The following is a 15,412-nucleotide window of genomic DNA, read 5'->3' as shown; positions in this document are numbered from 1 at the left end:
CCCGGCGTACCGCCTGCAACCCGCCTCAGAAGGTGAACACGTACTCCAGCGCGAACTCACGGCCCACCGCGCCCAGCAGGCGGGTCGGGGCGAAGTCGTAGTCCAGCTTGTACGGATCCTTGTGGTTCCAGCTGGCCGAGTTGAACGCGTTGTTGACGTACACGTTCACCTTCGCGTGTTCGGTCACCTGGTAGCCCACGTTGAAGTTCCAGGTGATGAACGGCCCGACCCGGCCGAAGTACCGTGCGGTCTGCTGCCCGGCATTGGGATTCGGGTTGGGCGAGCCGTCCGGACGCGTCGCCGGCTCCAGGCAGTTCAGCGACGGGCTGTCGCTGGGCACGTAGCCATCGGCGAACGGCAGGCAGCCGCCGGGGTTGTCCAGGCGGTCGGTGCCCCAGTGATAGCGCACGCCCGGTACCGAGCCGACGCGGTCGGCGTAGACATTGGCGTTCCAGTTGCCACGCTGCCAGGCCAGGCTCGCGCGCAGCTTGCTGCGCAGGTCACGATCGCGCCGCTCCGGATTCGGGTCGTTGGCGTAGCGCTGTTCCTTGGTGGAGATCTGGTTGGTGTAGTTCAGGCCCAGCTGGAAGCTGCCCCACTGCGCGGTGTCCAGGCGATAGCGTGCGGTCAGGTCGATGCCACGCACCTCGCGGCTGGCCAGGTTGAACGGGCCGCGCTCGATCGATACCAGGCGCCCGTTGCTGTCACGGTTCACGCGGGCCAGGATGCCGGCGCAGTACTCGCCACCGGCCGGATTGGCCCATGGCGTGCCATCGATGTTCTTGCCGGTCAGGCAGCCGGCCTCGCTGGCCAGCACCTCATCGGCGCCGACGTCGACGATCATGTCTTCCAGCTTGATCGCCCAGTAGTCGGCACTGACCGACAGGTTCGGCATCACGTCCCAGACGAAACCGACCGTCCACGAATCACCGGTTTCCGAGCGCAGCAGCGGCGTGCCACGCCGGTTCACGTCGAAGGTGTACCAGACATCGGTGTTGCCCACGCCGCAGTTGTTGACCAGGTACGCGCCACTCTGGATGCAGCGCAGGCGGTCATAGGTCTGCACTTCGGAGCTGCTCGGCTGGCCCAGCAGGTAATGCATGTCCGGCGCATGGAAGCTGGTGGCATAGGAGCCACGCACCAGCAACGATTCAACCGGGCGCCATTCCAGGCCGACGTTCCAGGTGGTTTCCTTCTGGCTGCCGATGTTCAGTGCTTCGCTGCTGTCGTCGGCCTTGTAGTTGCCATAGCGGTCATAGCGCGCGGCCGCAGTGGCGGTCACGCTGTCCAGCAGCGGAATCTTGAATTCGACGCCGGCCGAATAGCGGGTGCGCTCGCCGCCACCGCGATCGACGTTCTGCAGGTCGAAGTCGATGCCTGCGCGTGGGTCGGGGCTGAGGTGATAACCCTGCTGCGCGACTTCAGCCACCGCGGCGAACGAGATCGGGCCGGCCCAGCCCTGGAACAGTTCGCCGGTGATATCCGCCGAGGCCTGGTTGACCCAGGACGCCGCACGGTTCTTCGCCACCGTACCCATCTGCCAGTACTGGTCCGGCGTCAGCGGATTCCACCAGCGCGATTCGTTCAAGGCGTAGATCGCCTCGCCATCGGCCGTGGTGCCCAGCTTCGGGCCGAGGAAGTAGTCGTACGATTTCTGCTTGTCGACCACGTTCTGCCGCTCTTCCACACGGTAGTACGAACGCCCTACCGTTGCGCTCCAGTCGAAGCGGTCGGCCAGGCGCCCGCGCAGGCCGGCGCTCCAGTCCCAGGACAGTTCGCGGTTGGTGTTGCGCAGCGTATCCAGGCCACCGACTTCGTTCGGGGTGAACTGGCGCACGCCGAGGATCGGGCGGTTGCGGTTGGCATCCCAGTAATAGCCGTTGTCATCGTCGATCAGCGACACGCTGGGCGGATTGGTGCCCCATATCGCCTCCGAGCGGTACACCGCCAGGTTGGTCCAGGCCTGCAGGTTGGTGCTGAAATCAAAGGTGGCATAGAGGTTGCCGGACACGTTCTCGGCACCGCCGGTGAGCAGCCAGTTGGCGTAGTCGGCGCTCATGCCGCACAGGCGGCCGGTATTGGTGATGGTGTTGGCAGCGTAGTTGTAGACCAGCCGGTCGGCCGTGTAGTACTCGCCGTTGAACTTCTCGCAGGTGCCGGCCGGTGGCGCCAGGCGCTGGCCGTTGCTCGGATCGATCAGCGCCAGGCCGGCAGCGGGACGGAAGCCGACCTTGCGCTGTTCCATGTTCCAGGATGGGTACGGCGCATCGTCTGCGTCGTCCATCTGCGGGCGGTCACGGCCGAACAACGGATCGCGCTTGGTGTACTGCAGCGCGTAGGTCACGCTCCAGTTGTCACCGGTCTTGCCGCCGGCCCAGGACAGATCCCAGGTATCACGGCCGCCTTCGGTCGACGTGCCGCCGCGTACGCGCACTTCATCACCGTCGTAGTTCGTTTTCAGGATGACGTTGACCACACCGGCAATCGCATCGGAACCGTAGATGGCCGAGGCGCCTCCGGTCAGTACTTCGATGCGTTCCACCGCAGCAGCCGGAATGTTGCCGTAGTTGGAGAAGTTGGTCTCGCCGCCGTACGGCAGCGGGTAGTCGGCCACACGACGACCATTGACCAGCAGCAGCGAGCGGTTCGGCCCCATGCCGCGCAGGTTCAGGCCGCTGGCGTTGGGTGTGTGCGAGCCCCATTGCGAGGCCGCCTCGACGGTGCCGGTCGCTTCGGTCAGCGTCTTCAGCGCGTCGTACACGCTGACGAAGCCTTCCTTCTGGATCTGCGCGGCGGTGATCACATTGACCGGCGCCGGCCCTTCGACGCTGGCGCGCTTGATGCGCGAGCCGGTCACGGTGACCGCGTCGAGATCCTTGGTGGACGAGCTTGAGGCTTCCTGCGCATTGGCAGCCAGGGGAAGCAGGGCCAGGACCAGGGCCTGGGACAGCAGGTGACGACGCTTGCGGACGATCTGAGCCATGGGTGGTTGCTCTTCGAAAGTGTGGACGCACGGACGGGTAGTGGCGCGGCACTACGGCTGATCCGGGCGCCTGGATCGGTTCAAGACCGTCGCGACGCCCTCCCCTGTGGATCGATCCAAACTAAAGCACAGCTGAACCACGCCCGGCATGCGGCGACGCAGCAATGCCCGGTGCAATGCCGCTATCGGCCGCAGGTATCAAGAACAATCAAAGGGTTGCGAAACATCGCTGAGAGAACAGCGCACACGTCAATGACATGATCGCGACAATCGCGCGCGGAACGGATTTGTCCGGCGCAAGCCAGCGTCCGGGGTCGGATCCCCTCGCAGAGGGGCTCTGACCCGATTGCGTCGGGTGGGGTCGGAGCCCTTCTGCGAAGGGATCCGACCCCGCGCCTGCAATCAGCCGTCCAGCGCCTGCCGCAGTGCGGCCACGGTGGCGGTGGCGGTCTGGCTCCAGTCCGGGTCCAGGCCGCGCAGGGCCGGATTCTGGAACTGCATGGCCGAGCGCCGCAGGCCCTTGGCCGAGGCGTGCAGTTCGCTGCAGCCACTCTTCCGCGCGACCGTGGCAATGTTGGCCGGGCCCAGTCCGGCACCAGCCATCACCGTGATGCGCCCCGCCGCCTGGGTAACCAGGCCCGCCAGCACCTCGGCACCGGCCTCGGCGCTTGCCTGGCCCCCCGAGGTCAATACCCGTTGGCATCCCAGCCCGATCACCTGCTCCAGTGCGGCAGGCAGGTCGCGGGCGGCATCGAAGGCGCGGTGGAAGGTCACCTGCAACGGCCCGGCGGCCTGCACCAGTTCGCGGCACAGCGGCAGATCGATGTTGCCCTGCACATCCAGTGCGCCGATCACAACGCCATCGCAGCCGAGGGCACGGCACTGCGCGATGTCACGCAGCATCAGTTCGGTTTCCAACGCGTCGTAGTGGAAATCACCCGGCCGCGGGCGCACCAGTACGAACAGCGGAATCGACAGGCGTTCGCGGGCAATCGCGATGGTGGCAAACGACGGCGTGGTGCCACCCTCGGCCAGGTTGTCGAACAGCTCGATGCGGTCGGCCCCGCCGGCCTGCGCCGCCAACGCCGAGGCCAGCGAGTTGCTGGCGATTTCCAGGGTGCGCCGCGTGCTCACGCCTGCGTGCTCGTGTAGATCGACGGCGAGTCGCGCAGGTCATCCTGGCGCTGCGCATCACACACCGCGTAGACGAAACCGCGGTGCAACGCGTACGCGCCCACCTCGCCCTGCTTGTTCATGGCCAGGAAGCACACCTGCAGCGTTCTGCTCGCTTCCGGGCGCTTGCGCACCACACGGTCGATCGCCTCGCGACAGGCCTGCGCCGGCGAGCGCCCCTGGCGCATCAGCTCAACCACCAGGAATGAAGCGGCGTTGCGGATCATCTCCTCACCCACGCCCGAGGCAGTGGCCGCGCCCACTTCATTGTCGACATACAGGCCGGCACCGATGATCGGGCTGTCGCCGACCCGGCCATGCAGCTTCCAGGCCATGCCGCTGGTGGTGCAGGCACCGGCCAGATGGCCCTTGGCATCCAGCGCCAGCATGCCGATGGTGTCGTGGTTGTCGCTGTTGCCGGGGATGCCACGGCGCTCGGCATTGATCTGCGGCTGGTACTTCTCGGTCTTCAGCCACTCGCGCCAGGCCGCTTCGGCCTGCGGCGTCAGCAGGCGCTGGCGTTCGAAACCCTGCTGCACCGCGAACTGCTGCGCGCCCTCGCCCACCAGCAGCACATGCGGGCTGTTCTCCATCACTTTGCGGGCCACCGACACCGGATGCAGGATGTCGACCAGCGCGGCCACCGCACCACAACGGCCATCGCCATCCATGATGCTGGCATCCAGGCTCAGTACGCCGTCGCGATCCGGGTTGCCGCAATGACCGACGGTGGGATTGCACAGTTCGCTCTCGGCCCAGCGCGCACCGGCTTCCACCGCATCCAGCGCGCTGCCACCTTGCGCCAGTACTTTCCACGCAGCCTGGTTGGCCGGTACGCCGAAGTCCCAGGTCGAAACCACCTTGGCTCCACCCTGCGCGCGCGCGCGTACGCCCGGTAATGCTGCCATGCCTGCAGCCAGTGCTCCGGCCTGCAGGAACTGCCTGCGATCCACCATCTTCCCCTCCCAGTCTGCAATGTGCGGCCGGCACGATGCCGGTCGCAGCGATCAGTCGTGCGCGGGCTGCCGTGCGGCGTGCCAGACCGCTGCGCCCAGCACCCCCAGCTGGCCATGCTCCACGCGCCATACCGGCACCTGGCGCAGCACCTCGGTCAGCACGCCCTTGTTGAGGAAGCGCTCACGGAAACGGCCATCGGCCAGGAAATCCTGCACGTGCGCGGAAATGCCGCCGGCCAGGTACACCGAGCGTGCGCCGACGGCGATCGCCGCGTCACCGGCCAGGCTGCCCAGCCAGGCGCAGAACACCTGCAGCGTCTCCACCGCCAGCGCATCCTCGCCGCTGCGGGCGGCGCCGATCAGCGCCTCGGTGCTGGACCACACCGGGGTGACGCCACGCAGTTCGCACAGGCACGGATACAGGTTCATCAGGCCGCTGCCGGAAAGCACACGCTCGTTGTCCACGTGCGCCCAGCGCTGAAGCAGCTTGCCCAGCACCTGCAGTTCCAGCGCGTTGCCGGCGCCAAGCGCGGCATGGCCGATCTCGCTGGCCAGCACCGGGCGCTCGCCATCGGCGAAACGCAGCGCAGCGCCCAAGCCGGTGCCCGCGCCCAGCACCAGCGCCGGGAACGCCTGCGCCGGATCGGCGTCGCCGTTCAGTGGCACCAGCGTCTCGCGCTGCAGGTACGGGATGGCCAGTGCCACCGCCTCGAAATCATTGATCAGCTGCAGCTCGCGCAGCCCGGACTGCGCGCGGGTGGCCGACAGCGATACGGTCCACGGCAGGTTGGAATTGATCAGCACATCGCCATCGAGCAGGCCGGCGATGGCCACCACGGCGGTCTGCACCGGCTGGCTGAGGCCAGCGGTGAAATCAGCAAGGATCGCCGCCAGGCTGGGATGCCCGGCGCAGGCGTAGGTGCGATGGCTGCCCAGCAGCGGCGCCTGGCCGGGTTGCGTTTCAGCCAACGCCAAACGGGCGAAGGTGCCGCCGACATCGGCGACGACCAGATGGCGCGGAAGACCGCCGCGGGCGGAGTCGGAGGAAACCGGGGACGCTGCTGCGATGGTCACGCTGGCCTGCTTGGATCGATTGAATCGCCCCGATTCTCAGGCATCGGGGCGGCTTTGCCTAGCACGCCGGTGGTTCAGGGTGGCCTACATGCCTTCCTGTTCGGCCACCTGCACGCCGTCCACCAGCACGCGCAGGCGCTGCGGGCGGAAGCCGGCGAACAGCAGCGGCCGGGTGCGTTCTACCAGCACTTCATGGCCAGCAATGTGGCGCAGCCACGACTGTACCAGCGAGAACGAGAAGTGGGTGCCCGGATGCAGCGGGTGCTGCACCCAGACCTTCTCGGTAGCGCTCTGCAGCAGCATCGCGCCGGTGAACCAGTGGCGGCTGAGGGTCACCGGCGTGGTGCCGGCCATGAAGCGGATATCCATGCGGGGTCCTTTCGCTGGAGCGGTGGTGTGCGGGGTCAGGGCTGGGCAGTCTGCAGGCTGTAGCTGGTGCTGGCGGTGAACACCGCGCCGTCGGGCTGGGTGGAGCGTACCTCGACTTTGTGGCTGCCCACGGCCAGATCGGTCGGCAGCGCGCCACGCCACAGGTGCGGCGATGCGGTGGCCTCCGGCGAGCGGTCGTAGCCACGCAGGCTGTCTGCAAGATCGTCGGCCACGTTCTCCACCATCAGGCGCGGATCGGGTTGGCTGACCTGCTTCATCGGCTGCCAGGCGCCACCATCAACGCGGTACTCGACCACGCTGGCATCCTCACCCATGTAGACGTTGGCATAGATGCCCCAGGCCGGGTAGGCCCCCTGGCGCAGCACCTTCGGCGCATGCAGGCCGATCTGCTCGCTGGCCGGTTTTCCGGCCACGCGGTACTGCAGTCTGTAGCTGCCATTGCCGGCCACGTCAAGCAACGCATAGCCCTTCGGCGTGCCATCGCTCATGGTGCTGTCCGGCACGCCGGCAGCATTCTTCACGCCTGACCAGAACGCACCGCAGTTGGCGCCGACGTTGTATTCGTGCAGCGGCTTGTCGCCGTTCCAGCCCTCGGCCTTGCCATGGTAGACGTGCTGCTGGGTGTGGCTGTGGCCGCTGAGCACCAGCACGTTGCGGAAGTCCTTCAGCAGGTCGAACAGGCGCTGGCGGTCGGCATGGCGGAAGGTCTCGCGTCCCGGCGCCGCGTCGAACAGCGGGATGTGCATGCCCAGCACCAGCAGGCGATCCTTGTGCAGGCTCTTCAGGTAGCTGGCGAGGAAGGCGAACTGGTCTTCGCGCAGGCCGCCGATGTACTTCGGCTTGGCCTTGGGGTCGTACACCACGTCGTCCAGGAACACGAAACTGGCGCCGCCCTCTTCCACCGCGTAGGTGTCCGGACCGTAGATGTTGCGCCAGCTGTCCAGCGAGTGTTCGTCGCTGGCCGCATCGAAGTCGAGATCGTGGTTGCCCGGCACGTGGAACCACGGTACGCCAAGTCCGGTGGTGACCTTGTTGATCGCCGGATACAGGGTCAGGTCGTCGTTGACGATGTCACCCAGGGTGGTGCCCATGCGCGCCTTGGTCTGTCCCACCAATGGCGCGACGATCGACTGCTGGTAGTAGCCGATATCCTTCAGGCTGGCGGTCTGGGAGTCGGTGAACACCAGCATCTGGAAACCACGGCGGCTGTCATGGCGATCCGACTGCAGGGCGAAATCCCAGTTGCGGGTGACATCGCTGGTGGCGGCGATGCCACCGTACTTCAGCGCCGGCGAACCGTTCGGGCGATAGTGGCGCCAGAACGAAGGCAGGCCATCGGCCGCCTTCGGGAACGAATACGCATCGGGCTTGATCACGAATACGGTCTGTCCGTCGCGCACCGGCAGGCTGTAGCTGCCGTCGGCGGCGGTCTTGACGATGGCCTCGCCGTTGGAGACCTGCACCCCGGCCAGGCCCGGATCGGTCGCACCGCGGCCAGGTTTGCCGTCACGCTCCAGATACACCTTGCCGGTGACCACGGTGTCCGCGGCCCAGGCCGGCGAGGTCAGCAACAGGCAGCACAGCCAGGCGGCAGGCAGTTTCATGGGCGGTCCGGGAAAGAAAGACCGCCTATTGTAGATTCCGTTGATGACATCGCGCACGCGATGACGCATTGCCGGTAGTGTCGGCCGCTGGCCGGCAACCTCATGATCGTCGGGCATCCGGGGCTTGCCGGCCAGCGGCCGGCACTACCACACGTCAACAATGGCGTTTTTCCAGCACCGCACGCGCATCATCCAGCGACAGCCTGCGCGCGCGCAGCAGCACCAGCAGGTGGTACAGCAGGTCCGAGGCCTCGCCGAGCAGCGCCTCGTCATCCTGCGCCACCGCCGCCAGGGCGGTCTCCACACCCTCCTCGCCCACCTTCTGTGCGATACGGCGGATGCCGCCCTCGAACAGGCTGGTGGTGTAGCTGCCCGGCGGGCGTTGCGCCTCACGCATCGCCACCAGCTGGCCCAGCCCGCCCAGGAAATCCTTCGGCGCCTGGTCGAAGCAGCTCTCTGCACCGGTGTGGCAGGTTGGCCCCGCCGGCCGTGCCATCACCAGCAAAGTATCGGCATCGCAGTCGACGCTGATCGACTGCACCACCAGCACGTTGCCGGACTGCTCGCCCTTGGTCCACAACCGTTGCTTGCTGCGGCTGAAGAAGGTCATGTGGCCGATGGCCAGCGTGGCCGCCAGCGATTCGGCGCTGACATAACCGAGCATCAGTACCTGCAGGGTATCGGCATCCTGAACCACCGCCGGCAGCAGGCCGTCACCCTTGGCCCAGTCCAGCGCCTGCAATGCGTCCAACGACGGCCTGACTTCAATAGACATCCCGCACCTCGATCTGCTGTCCGCGCAGGTAGCGCTTCAATTCCGGAATGGCGATCGCGCCGCTGTGGAACACGCTGGCGGCCAGCGCGCCGTCGACGTCGGCCTGGTCGAAGGCTTCGGCGAAGTGCTCCATCGCACCGGCACCGCCCGAGGCGATCAACGGTACCTGGCACAGTGCCCGCGCCTGTTGCAGCTGCACGACATCGTAGCCACGGCGCACGCCATCGCTGTCCATGCAGTTCAGTACGATCTCGCCCGCGCCACGCCGTTGTGCTTCGACGATCCAGTCCAGGGTGCGCAGCGGCACCGCCTGGGTCTTGTCCGGATCGCCGCTGAAACGACGCACCCGCCATTGCCCGTCGGCCTCGCGCACCGAATCGACGCCCACCACCACGCACTGCACGCCGAACTCGTCCGCCAGCTCGGTGATCAGCTCCGGGCGCCCCAGCGCCGGCGAGTTGATCGACACCTTGTCGGCACCGGCAAACAACACGCGGCGCGCGGTTTCCACACTGTCGATGCCACCGGCCACGCAGAACGGAATGTCGATCAAGCGTGCGATGCGCTCGATCCACGCCACGTCGACCGAACGCGCCTCGGGGCTGGCGCCGATGTCATAGAACACCAGCTCGTCCGCCCCCTGGTCGCGATAGCGCTGCGCCAACTCGGCGATGTCGCCCATGTCGACGTGGTCGCGGAAGCGCACGCCCTTGACCACACGGCCATCGCGCACGTCCAGGCAGGGAATGATGCGGCGGCTCAACATGCCAGTGCCTCCGCCAGGTCCATGCGCTGCTCCAGCAGTGCCTTGCCGAGAATCGCACCGCCGCAGCCGGCGGCACGTGCCTCGGCCACATCGGCTACGTCGCGGATGCCACCGGACGCCTGCACCGCCACACCCGGCAACAAGCCGGACAGGTGCCGATAGAGGTCGATATTGGGCCCGGCCAGCATGCCGTCGCGGGCGATGTCGGTGCACAGCAGGTGGCGCATGCCGGCGCGCGCGTAGCGCTGAGCCAGCTCATCCAGGGTCACCCCGGCATTCTCGGTCCAGCCGTGCACCGGCAGCTGCCACTGCCCCTGTGCGTCCTGGCGCGCGTCCAGCGCAATCGTGATGCGCTCGGCGCCGAATTCCTCCAGCCAGCCGACCACTTCATCGGGGCGACGCACCGCCAGCGAGCCGACCACCACGCGACCGGCGCCTGCATCGAGGATGCGCGCCACATCGTCGCGGCCGCGCACGCCACCGCCGGTCTGCACCTGCAGCGGCGTGTGCGCGCGGATCGCAGCCAGCAGCGGCGCCAGGGTGTAGCCACCGGCGCGTGCGGCGTCCAGATCGACCAGATGCATCCACTGCGCACCCTGCGCGGCGAAGGCCTGCGCGCGTGGCAACGGATCGTCGCCATACGAGATTTCCTGCGCGTAGTCGCCCTGGCGCAGCCGCACCACGCGGCCGTCGCGGATATCCAGCGCGGGGTAGACGATGAAACTCATGCAGCAGTGCCCTCGAGAAAATTGCGCAGCATCAGCGAGCCGGTCTCGCCGGAGCGCTCGGGGTGGAACTGTGCGCCGTAGTAACGTCCCTGCTCCACCACGGCAGTGAACAGGCCGCCGTGGTCGCAGGCAGCGACGGTGTGGGTATTGAGGGGGGCCGCGTAGCTGTGCACGAAGTAGGCGCTGGCACGCTCCGGCACGCCGCGCAGCAGCAGCGATTCGCGCAGCGGCAGCAGGCGGTTCCAGCCCATGTGCGGCACGCGGATGCCGCAGGCCGGCACCAGCTTGCGCACCACGCCGGGAATCAGTCCCAGTGTCTCCACACCCGCCTCCTCGGAGCGTTCGAACAGCAGCTGCATGCCCAGGCAGATTCCCATCAGCGGCACCTCCAGTCGCTGCAGCGGTTCCACCAGGCCTTGCGCATGCAGGCGTTGCATGCCGGGACCGGCGGCGCCGACGCCGGGCAGGATCACCCGCTGCGCACCGACCAGACCGTCCGCATCGCGCACCAGCCGCACAGTCGCACCCAGGCGCTCCAGTGCGTAGCGCACCGAGCCCAGGTTGGCGCCGCCGGCATCGATCAGCGCAACGTCACTCACAGCGCCCCCTTGGTGCTCGGCAGTGCCGTGCCCTGCCGGGCCAGCGCCGGACGCAGCGCGCGGGCCAGGGCCTTGAAGCACGCCTCCACCTTGTGGTGATCGTTGTCGCCGCGTACCTGCAGGTTGAGGTTCAGGCCGCTGGCATCGCACAGCGAGCGGAAGAAATGCGGCACCAGCTCGGTCGGCATATCGCCCACGCGTTCGCGCTTGAACTCGCCCTCGAACACGAAGTACGGGCGGCCACTGAAGTCCAGCGCAGCGCTGGCCAGCGTCTCGTCCATCGGCAGGGTGAAACCGTAGCGGCCGATGCCGCGCTTGTCGCCCAGCGCCTCGCGCAGCGCCTGGCCCAGGGCCAGCCCCGTATCCTCGATGGTGTGGTGTTCGTCGATGTGCAGGTCACCCTCGGCCTGGATGTCCAGCGCGAAGCCACCGTGCTTGCCGATCTGTTCCAGCATGTGGTCGAAGAACGGCAGGCCGGTGGAGATGCGTGCATCACCCGCGCAATCCAGGTCCAGTTCGACGCGGATCTTCGTTTCTTTCGTGTTGCGCTGGACCACGGCGGTGCGCGGCGCATCGGCCAGCGCATGGGCAATGCCCGGCCAATCCCACTCGCCACCAAACTGCGCGGTGCGCAGCTGGAAACCGCGGATGTTGAGGTTGTCGGCAAACTGCAGGTCGGTGATGCGATCGCCGACCATGCCCGAACGCGCCCAGTCGATGCTGCGGTCCTGCAGATAAGCCGTCATCAGTCCGATGCCCGGCTTGCGGGTCGGCGCATTGTCGTGCGGCCAGCTGCAGTCGATCAGCACGTCACGGAAAGTGATGCCCTGGCTTTCGAAGATCTGCAGCATCAGCTCGTTGGGGCCATCGAAGCTGGCACGCGGGTAGCTGTCGCTGCCCAGGCCATCCTGGTTGGTGACGATCACGAACTGGTAGCCGGCATCCCGCAGCTTCAGCAGCGCCGGGATCACCTGCGGCACGAAGCGCAGCTTCTCGTAGGCGTCGATCTGGAAATCGGACGGCTCCTCGATGAGGGTGCCGTCGCGGTCGATGAACAGGATCGGGGTCATGCTGCGGCCCTCCGCGCCGACAGGGCCGCGAGCACGCGGTCATTCTCTTCCGGGCTGCCGATACTGATGCGAAGCGCATCGCCCAGCTGCGGCGCGGCGCGCTGGTCGCGCACCACCACCCCTGCAGCAAGCAGCGTATCGAACGCCGCCTGCGCATCGGCGAAGCGGACCAGCAGGTAGTTGCCGGACGAGGCGTACACCCGGCGTACACCGGGCAGGCTGGCCAGTGCCGTTCGCAGGCGTTCGCGCTCGGCGATGACCGTGGCCACGCGCTCGGCGGTGCGTGCCAGCGCGGCCGGCTGCAGGGCCTGCACGGCCAGTTCCGCGCACGGGGTCGGCACCGGATACGGCGCCTGGCAGCGGCGCAGCACGGCAATCAGCTCCGGGACCGCGATCAGCGTTCCAATGCGCGCGGCCGCGAGTGCGTGTGCTTTCGACAGCGTGCGCAGCACCGCCAGGTTGGCGTGCGCGGCCAGCAACGTGGTCGTCGACGGACGCTGCGCGTACTCGACATAGGCCTCGTCCACCACCACCAGTGCCTGCCCGCGCAACGCAACCGCCACCCGTTCGACCTCGTCCAGGGCGATATCACTGCCGGCCGGGTTCGACGGTGCGCACAGGAACACCAGCCTGGCATTGCGCGCCCTGGCGGTGTCGATCACCGCATCCAGATCGGCGCGCAGGCCATCCTCGCTGTCCACCAGCGGCACTTCAATCAATGCGGCGCCCTGCAGGCGTGCGCAGACGGCGTACATGCCGAACACCGGCGGCGTGACCAGTACGCCATCGCGGCCCGGCACGCACAGGGCACGCACCAGCAAATCAATGGCTTCGTCGCTGCCGCGACCGATCAGCAGCTGCTGTGGCGTCACGCCGTACAGCGCCGCGAGTCCCTCACGCAATGCCAACGGCTGCGGTTCGGGATAGCGCCGGCTACTGCCTGCGGCGTCTGCCGGATTGGCCCAGGCTGATTCATTGGCGTTCAACCAGACCTCGCCCTGCACCGACGAGCTGCGCGCCGAACTGTAACCGGCGAACGCCTGCAGATCCGGGCGCACCAGTGCCAGCACATCTTCGATCGCCGTGCTCATGCTGCCACCTCCATGCGCACTGCGACCGCACGTTCATGTGCATCCAGGCCTTCGGCACTGGCGATGATGCGCGCGCAACCGCCAATCGCTGCCAGGCCGGCGGCGCTGGCGCTCTGCACGCTGATCAGGTTCTGGAAGCTGGCCACACTGACACCACTGTAGGCACGTGCGGCACCCGCGGTGGGCAGCACGTGGTTGGTGCCGCTGCAGTAGTCGCCCAGTGCCTCGGGGGTGTAATCACCCAGGAACACCGAGCCGGCCGCCTGCACCTTGTCCAGCCACGCACGCGGATCACGCAATGCCAGGATCAGGTGCTCCGGTGCATAGCGGTTGCTGATCGCGAAGGCTTCGTCCAACGAGTCGACCTGGATCAGCCGCGAGGCCGACAGCGCCTGGCGTGCGATCTGCTGGCGCGGCAGCAAGGCCACCTGGCGCTCGACTTCGGCCTCGACCGCCGCCAGCATCGCGGTATCGTCGGTCAGCAGCAGCACCTGCGAATCCGGGCCGTGCTCGGCCTGCGACAGCAGGTCGGCTGCAACGAACGCCGGGTTTGCACCTGCATCGGCAATCACCAGCACTTCGGAGGGACCGGCCGGCATGTCGATGGCGGCGGCGCCGTCCTGTGCGACCTGCTGCTTGGCTTCGGTCACGAAGCTGTTGCCCGGCCCGAACAGCTTGTCACAGGCCGGAATGCTGGCCGTGCCGTAAGCCATCGCAGCGATGGCCTGGGCGCCGCCCAGCTTGAACACGCGCTGCACGCCGGTCAGGCGTGCGGCCACCAGCACCGCAGGATCGGCCGTGCCGTCGGCGCGTGGCGGCGTGCACAGCACCACCTGCGGGCAGCCGGCCAGCTGCGCGGGCACGCCCAGCATCAACGCGGTGGACGGCAGCGGTGCGCTGCCGGCCGGCACGTACAGGCCGACGCGGCCGATCGGGCGCAGCATGCGTTCGCAGACCACGCCCGGTGCGGTTTCCACGGCATACCGCGTACCCATGCCGGCGGCGTGGAAGCGGGCGATGCGTTCGGCAGCTTCGACCATCGCCTGGCGCAGCTCGGCGGGGACGGCGGCATCGGCCGCTGCGAACTCGGCTTCGCTCACTTCGAACGATGGCAGCTCGACGCCGTCGAAACGTGCGGTAATCGCACGTAGCGCGTCATCGCCCTGCCCGCGCACCTGTGCAATCAGCGTAGCCACCGCATCGCGGGTCTGCTGCGCCACGGTCTGCACCGGGCGGGTCAGTGCCGCACTGCGCGCGGCCTCATCAAGTCGGGACCAGATCAGACGGTTCATGCCAGCGACCGCTCCACGCTCAGTACCATCAAGCCCTGCGCGCCGGCGCGCTCGAGTTCCTCCATGCGCTGCCAGCTCAGCGGGCCCGGGCACATGGTCTGCAGGCGCAGTGCGCCGCCGTCGGCCGGCAGCCGCACCAGCGGCTCGGCATCGGCCAGCAGCTGCGCCAGCGCGTCGACGCGATCCTCGCTGGCGCGGAACATCAACAGCTTGCGGTCCTGGCGCTGCACCACGCCGTCGAGGCGGCGCAGCAGCATCGCGCGCAGCGATGCACGTGCATCATCCGGCACGCGCACCGCACCGGCCAGCACCGCCTCGCTGTCGAGCAGGTTGTGCACCGGGGTCAGCTGGTTGGCGCGCAGCGTGGCGCCGCTGGAGACCAGATCGCAGATCAGGTCGGCGGTACCCAGGCGCGGGGCGATTTCCACCGACCCGGACAGCTCGACCACCTGTGCGTCCACGCCCTGTTCGGCCAGCCATTGCTTGAGGATGGCCGGGTAGCTGGTGGCGATGCGGGCACCGGCCAGCTGCGCCGGTCCCTGCCACTGCCACTCCTCGGGTACCGCCAGCATCAGCCGGCACTGGCCAAAGCCCAGTCCGCGCAGTGCCTGGTAGGCATCCGGCAGGCCGATCTGGCGACGTGCCGCAGCCTGCTCGTCCAGCTCGTTGCGGCCGACGATGCCGAGGTCGCAGACGCCGTCGGCGATCAGGCCGGGGATGTCGTCGTCGCGCACCAGCAGCAGGTCCACCGGCAGCGATTCGCCGTAGCAGAACAGCTTGTCGCGGCTCTCGCGCCAGCTCAGGCCGCAGGCGCTGAGCAGGTTGCGCGCGGGTTCGGCCAGCCGGCCACTCTTCTGGATGGCGATACGCAGCCGGTCTCGTGCCGGCGCTGCCTGGGTTGCACTCATGGG

At 67.8% G+C, this 15,412-nt stretch carries 14 protein-coding genes; all 14 read right to left on the bottom strand.

The window, feature by feature from the left end; genetic code table 11:
* Positions 1-25: 25 nt before the first annotated feature.
* The 14 genes from AC5P5S_RS13735 to hisG all read right to left on the bottom strand — a co-directional run bounded on the left by AC5P5S_RS13735 (position 26) and on the right by hisG (position 15,409).
* Entirely contained in the window at positions 26-2,983 is a 2,958-nt protein-coding gene (locus AC5P5S_RS13735; RefSeq protein ID WP_062605912.1) for a TonB-dependent receptor plug domain-containing protein, read from the bottom strand.
* Positions 2,984-3,385: 402 nt separating this feature from the next.
* On the bottom strand, positions 3,386-4,117 hold the full coding sequence (locus AC5P5S_RS13730; protein ID WP_062605914.1) for a copper homeostasis protein CutC: 732 nt from the start codon (positions 4,115-4,117) through the stop codon (positions 3,386-3,388).
* Positions 4,114-5,112: a glycosylasparaginase gene (locus AC5P5S_RS13725; protein WP_062605917.1), complete on the bottom strand. Its 999-nt coding sequence runs from the start codon at positions 5,110-5,112 to the stop codon at positions 4,114-4,116. Before AC5P5S_RS13725 ends, AC5P5S_RS13730 begins: the two co-directional genes overlap by 4 nt.
* Positions 5,113-5,163: 51 nt before the next feature.
* Positions 5,164-6,186, bottom strand: a complete 1,023-nt coding sequence (locus AC5P5S_RS13720; protein WP_062605918.1) for a glucokinase — start codon at positions 6,184-6,186, stop codon at positions 5,164-5,166.
* Positions 6,187-6,270: 84 nt separating this feature from the next.
* Positions 6,271-6,555, bottom strand: a complete 285-nt coding sequence (locus AC5P5S_RS13715; protein WP_005409434.1) for a hypothetical protein — start codon at positions 6,553-6,555, stop codon at positions 6,271-6,273.
* A 35-nt stretch (positions 6,556-6,590) separates the two neighbouring features.
* Positions 6,591-8,180 (bottom strand): calcineurin-like phosphoesterase C-terminal domain-containing protein, encoded by a 1,590-nt coding sequence (locus tag AC5P5S_RS13710; RefSeq protein WP_062605920.1) that lies wholly within the window; start codon positions 8,178-8,180, stop codon positions 6,591-6,593.
* A gap of 154 nt (positions 8,181-8,334) precedes the next feature.
* Entirely contained in the window at positions 8,335-8,955 is a 621-nt protein-coding gene (hisIE, locus tag AC5P5S_RS13705) for a bifunctional phosphoribosyl-AMP cyclohydrolase/phosphoribosyl-ATP diphosphatase HisIE (protein WP_062605923.1), read from the bottom strand.
* The gene (gene hisF / locus AC5P5S_RS13700; RefSeq protein WP_005409431.1) at positions 8,945-9,721 is read right to left on the bottom strand and encodes an imidazole glycerol phosphate synthase subunit HisF; all 777 of its coding nucleotides are present in this window, start codon (positions 9,719-9,721) and stop codon (positions 8,945-8,947) included. Before hisF ends, hisIE begins: the two co-directional genes overlap by 11 nt.
* Positions 9,715-10,449 carry a 1-(5-phosphoribosyl)-5-[(5-phosphoribosylamino)methylideneamino]imidazole-4-carboxamide isomerase gene (hisA, locus tag AC5P5S_RS13695; RefSeq protein WP_062605925.1) on the bottom strand — a complete coding sequence of 245 codons (735 nt, stop codon included), beginning with the start codon at positions 10,447-10,449 and terminating at the stop codon, positions 9,715-9,717. Before hisA ends, hisF begins: the two co-directional genes overlap by 7 nt.
* Positions 10,446-11,048, bottom strand: coding sequence for an imidazole glycerol phosphate synthase subunit HisH (gene hisH / locus AC5P5S_RS13690; protein WP_024956882.1), 603 nt, complete (start codon positions 11,046-11,048; stop codon positions 10,446-10,448). Before hisH ends, hisA begins: the two co-directional genes overlap by 4 nt.
* On the bottom strand, positions 11,045-12,118 hold the full coding sequence (gene hisB, locus AC5P5S_RS13685) for a bifunctional histidinol-phosphatase/imidazoleglycerol-phosphate dehydratase HisB (protein ID WP_005409428.1): 1,074 nt from the start codon (positions 12,116-12,118) through the stop codon (positions 11,045-11,047). Before hisB ends, hisH begins: the two co-directional genes overlap by 4 nt.
* On the bottom strand, positions 12,115-13,209 hold the full coding sequence (gene hisC / locus AC5P5S_RS13680; RefSeq protein ID WP_062605927.1) for a histidinol-phosphate transaminase: 1,095 nt from the start codon (positions 13,207-13,209) through the stop codon (positions 12,115-12,117). Before hisC ends, hisB begins: the two co-directional genes overlap by 4 nt.
* Positions 13,206-14,501: a histidinol dehydrogenase gene (hisD, locus tag AC5P5S_RS13675; protein WP_049461200.1), complete on the bottom strand. Its 1,296-nt coding sequence runs from the start codon at positions 14,499-14,501 to the stop codon at positions 13,206-13,208. Before hisD ends, hisC begins: the two co-directional genes overlap by 4 nt.
* Entirely contained in the window at positions 14,498-15,409 is a 912-nt protein-coding gene (gene hisG / locus AC5P5S_RS13670; RefSeq protein WP_012480030.1) for an ATP phosphoribosyltransferase, read from the bottom strand. Before hisG ends, hisD begins: the two co-directional genes overlap by 4 nt.
* Positions 15,410-15,412 lie beyond the last annotated feature (3 nt).

This window comes from Stenotrophomonas sp. YJH_SMC_54 (assembly GCF_059368435.1).
Note: the sequence above shows the minus strand (reverse complement) of the source record. Positions and strands in the feature narration are given on the sequence as shown.

Bases quoted from the DNA above. Each gene is read 5' to 3' on its own strand.
- hisF (WP_005409431.1), bottom strand. From the start codon at position 9,721: ATGTTGAGCCGCCGCATCATTCCCTGCCTGGACGTGCGCGATGGCCGT.
- hisB (WP_005409428.1), bottom strand. From the start codon at position 12,118: ATGACCCCGATCCTGTTCATCGACCGCGACGGCACCCTCATCGAGGAG.
- hisA (WP_062605925.1), bottom strand. From the start codon at position 10,449: ATGAGTTTCATCGTCTACCCCGCGCTGGATATCCGCGACGGCCGCGTG.
- AC5P5S_RS13725 (WP_062605917.1), bottom strand. From the start codon at position 5,112: ATGGTGGATCGCAGGCAGTTCCTGCAGGCCGGAGCACTGGCTGCAGGC.
- AC5P5S_RS13710 (WP_062605920.1), bottom strand. From the start codon at position 8,180: ATGAAACTGCCTGCCGCCTGGCTGTGCTGCCTGTTGCTGACCTCGCCG.
- hisC (WP_062605927.1), bottom strand. From the start codon at position 13,209: ATGAGCACGGCGATCGAAGATGTGCTGGCACTGGTGCGCCCGGATCTG.
- hisD (WP_049461200.1), bottom strand. From the start codon at position 14,501: ATGAACCGTCTGATCTGGTCCCGACTTGATGAGGCCGCGCGCAGTGCG.
- AC5P5S_RS13715 (WP_005409434.1), bottom strand. From the start codon at position 6,555: ATGGATATCCGCTTCATGGCCGGCACCACGCCGGTGACCCTCAGCCGC.
- AC5P5S_RS13735 (WP_062605912.1), bottom strand. From the start codon at position 2,983: ATGGCTCAGATCGTCCGCAAGCGTCGTCACCTGCTGTCCCAGGCCCTG.
- hisG (WP_012480030.1), bottom strand. From the start codon at position 15,409: ATGAGTGCAACCCAGGCAGCGCCGGCACGAGACCGGCTGCGTATCGCC.
- hisIE (WP_062605923.1), bottom strand. From the start codon at position 8,955: ATGTCTATTGAAGTCAGGCCGTCGTTGGACGCATTGCAGGCGCTGGAC.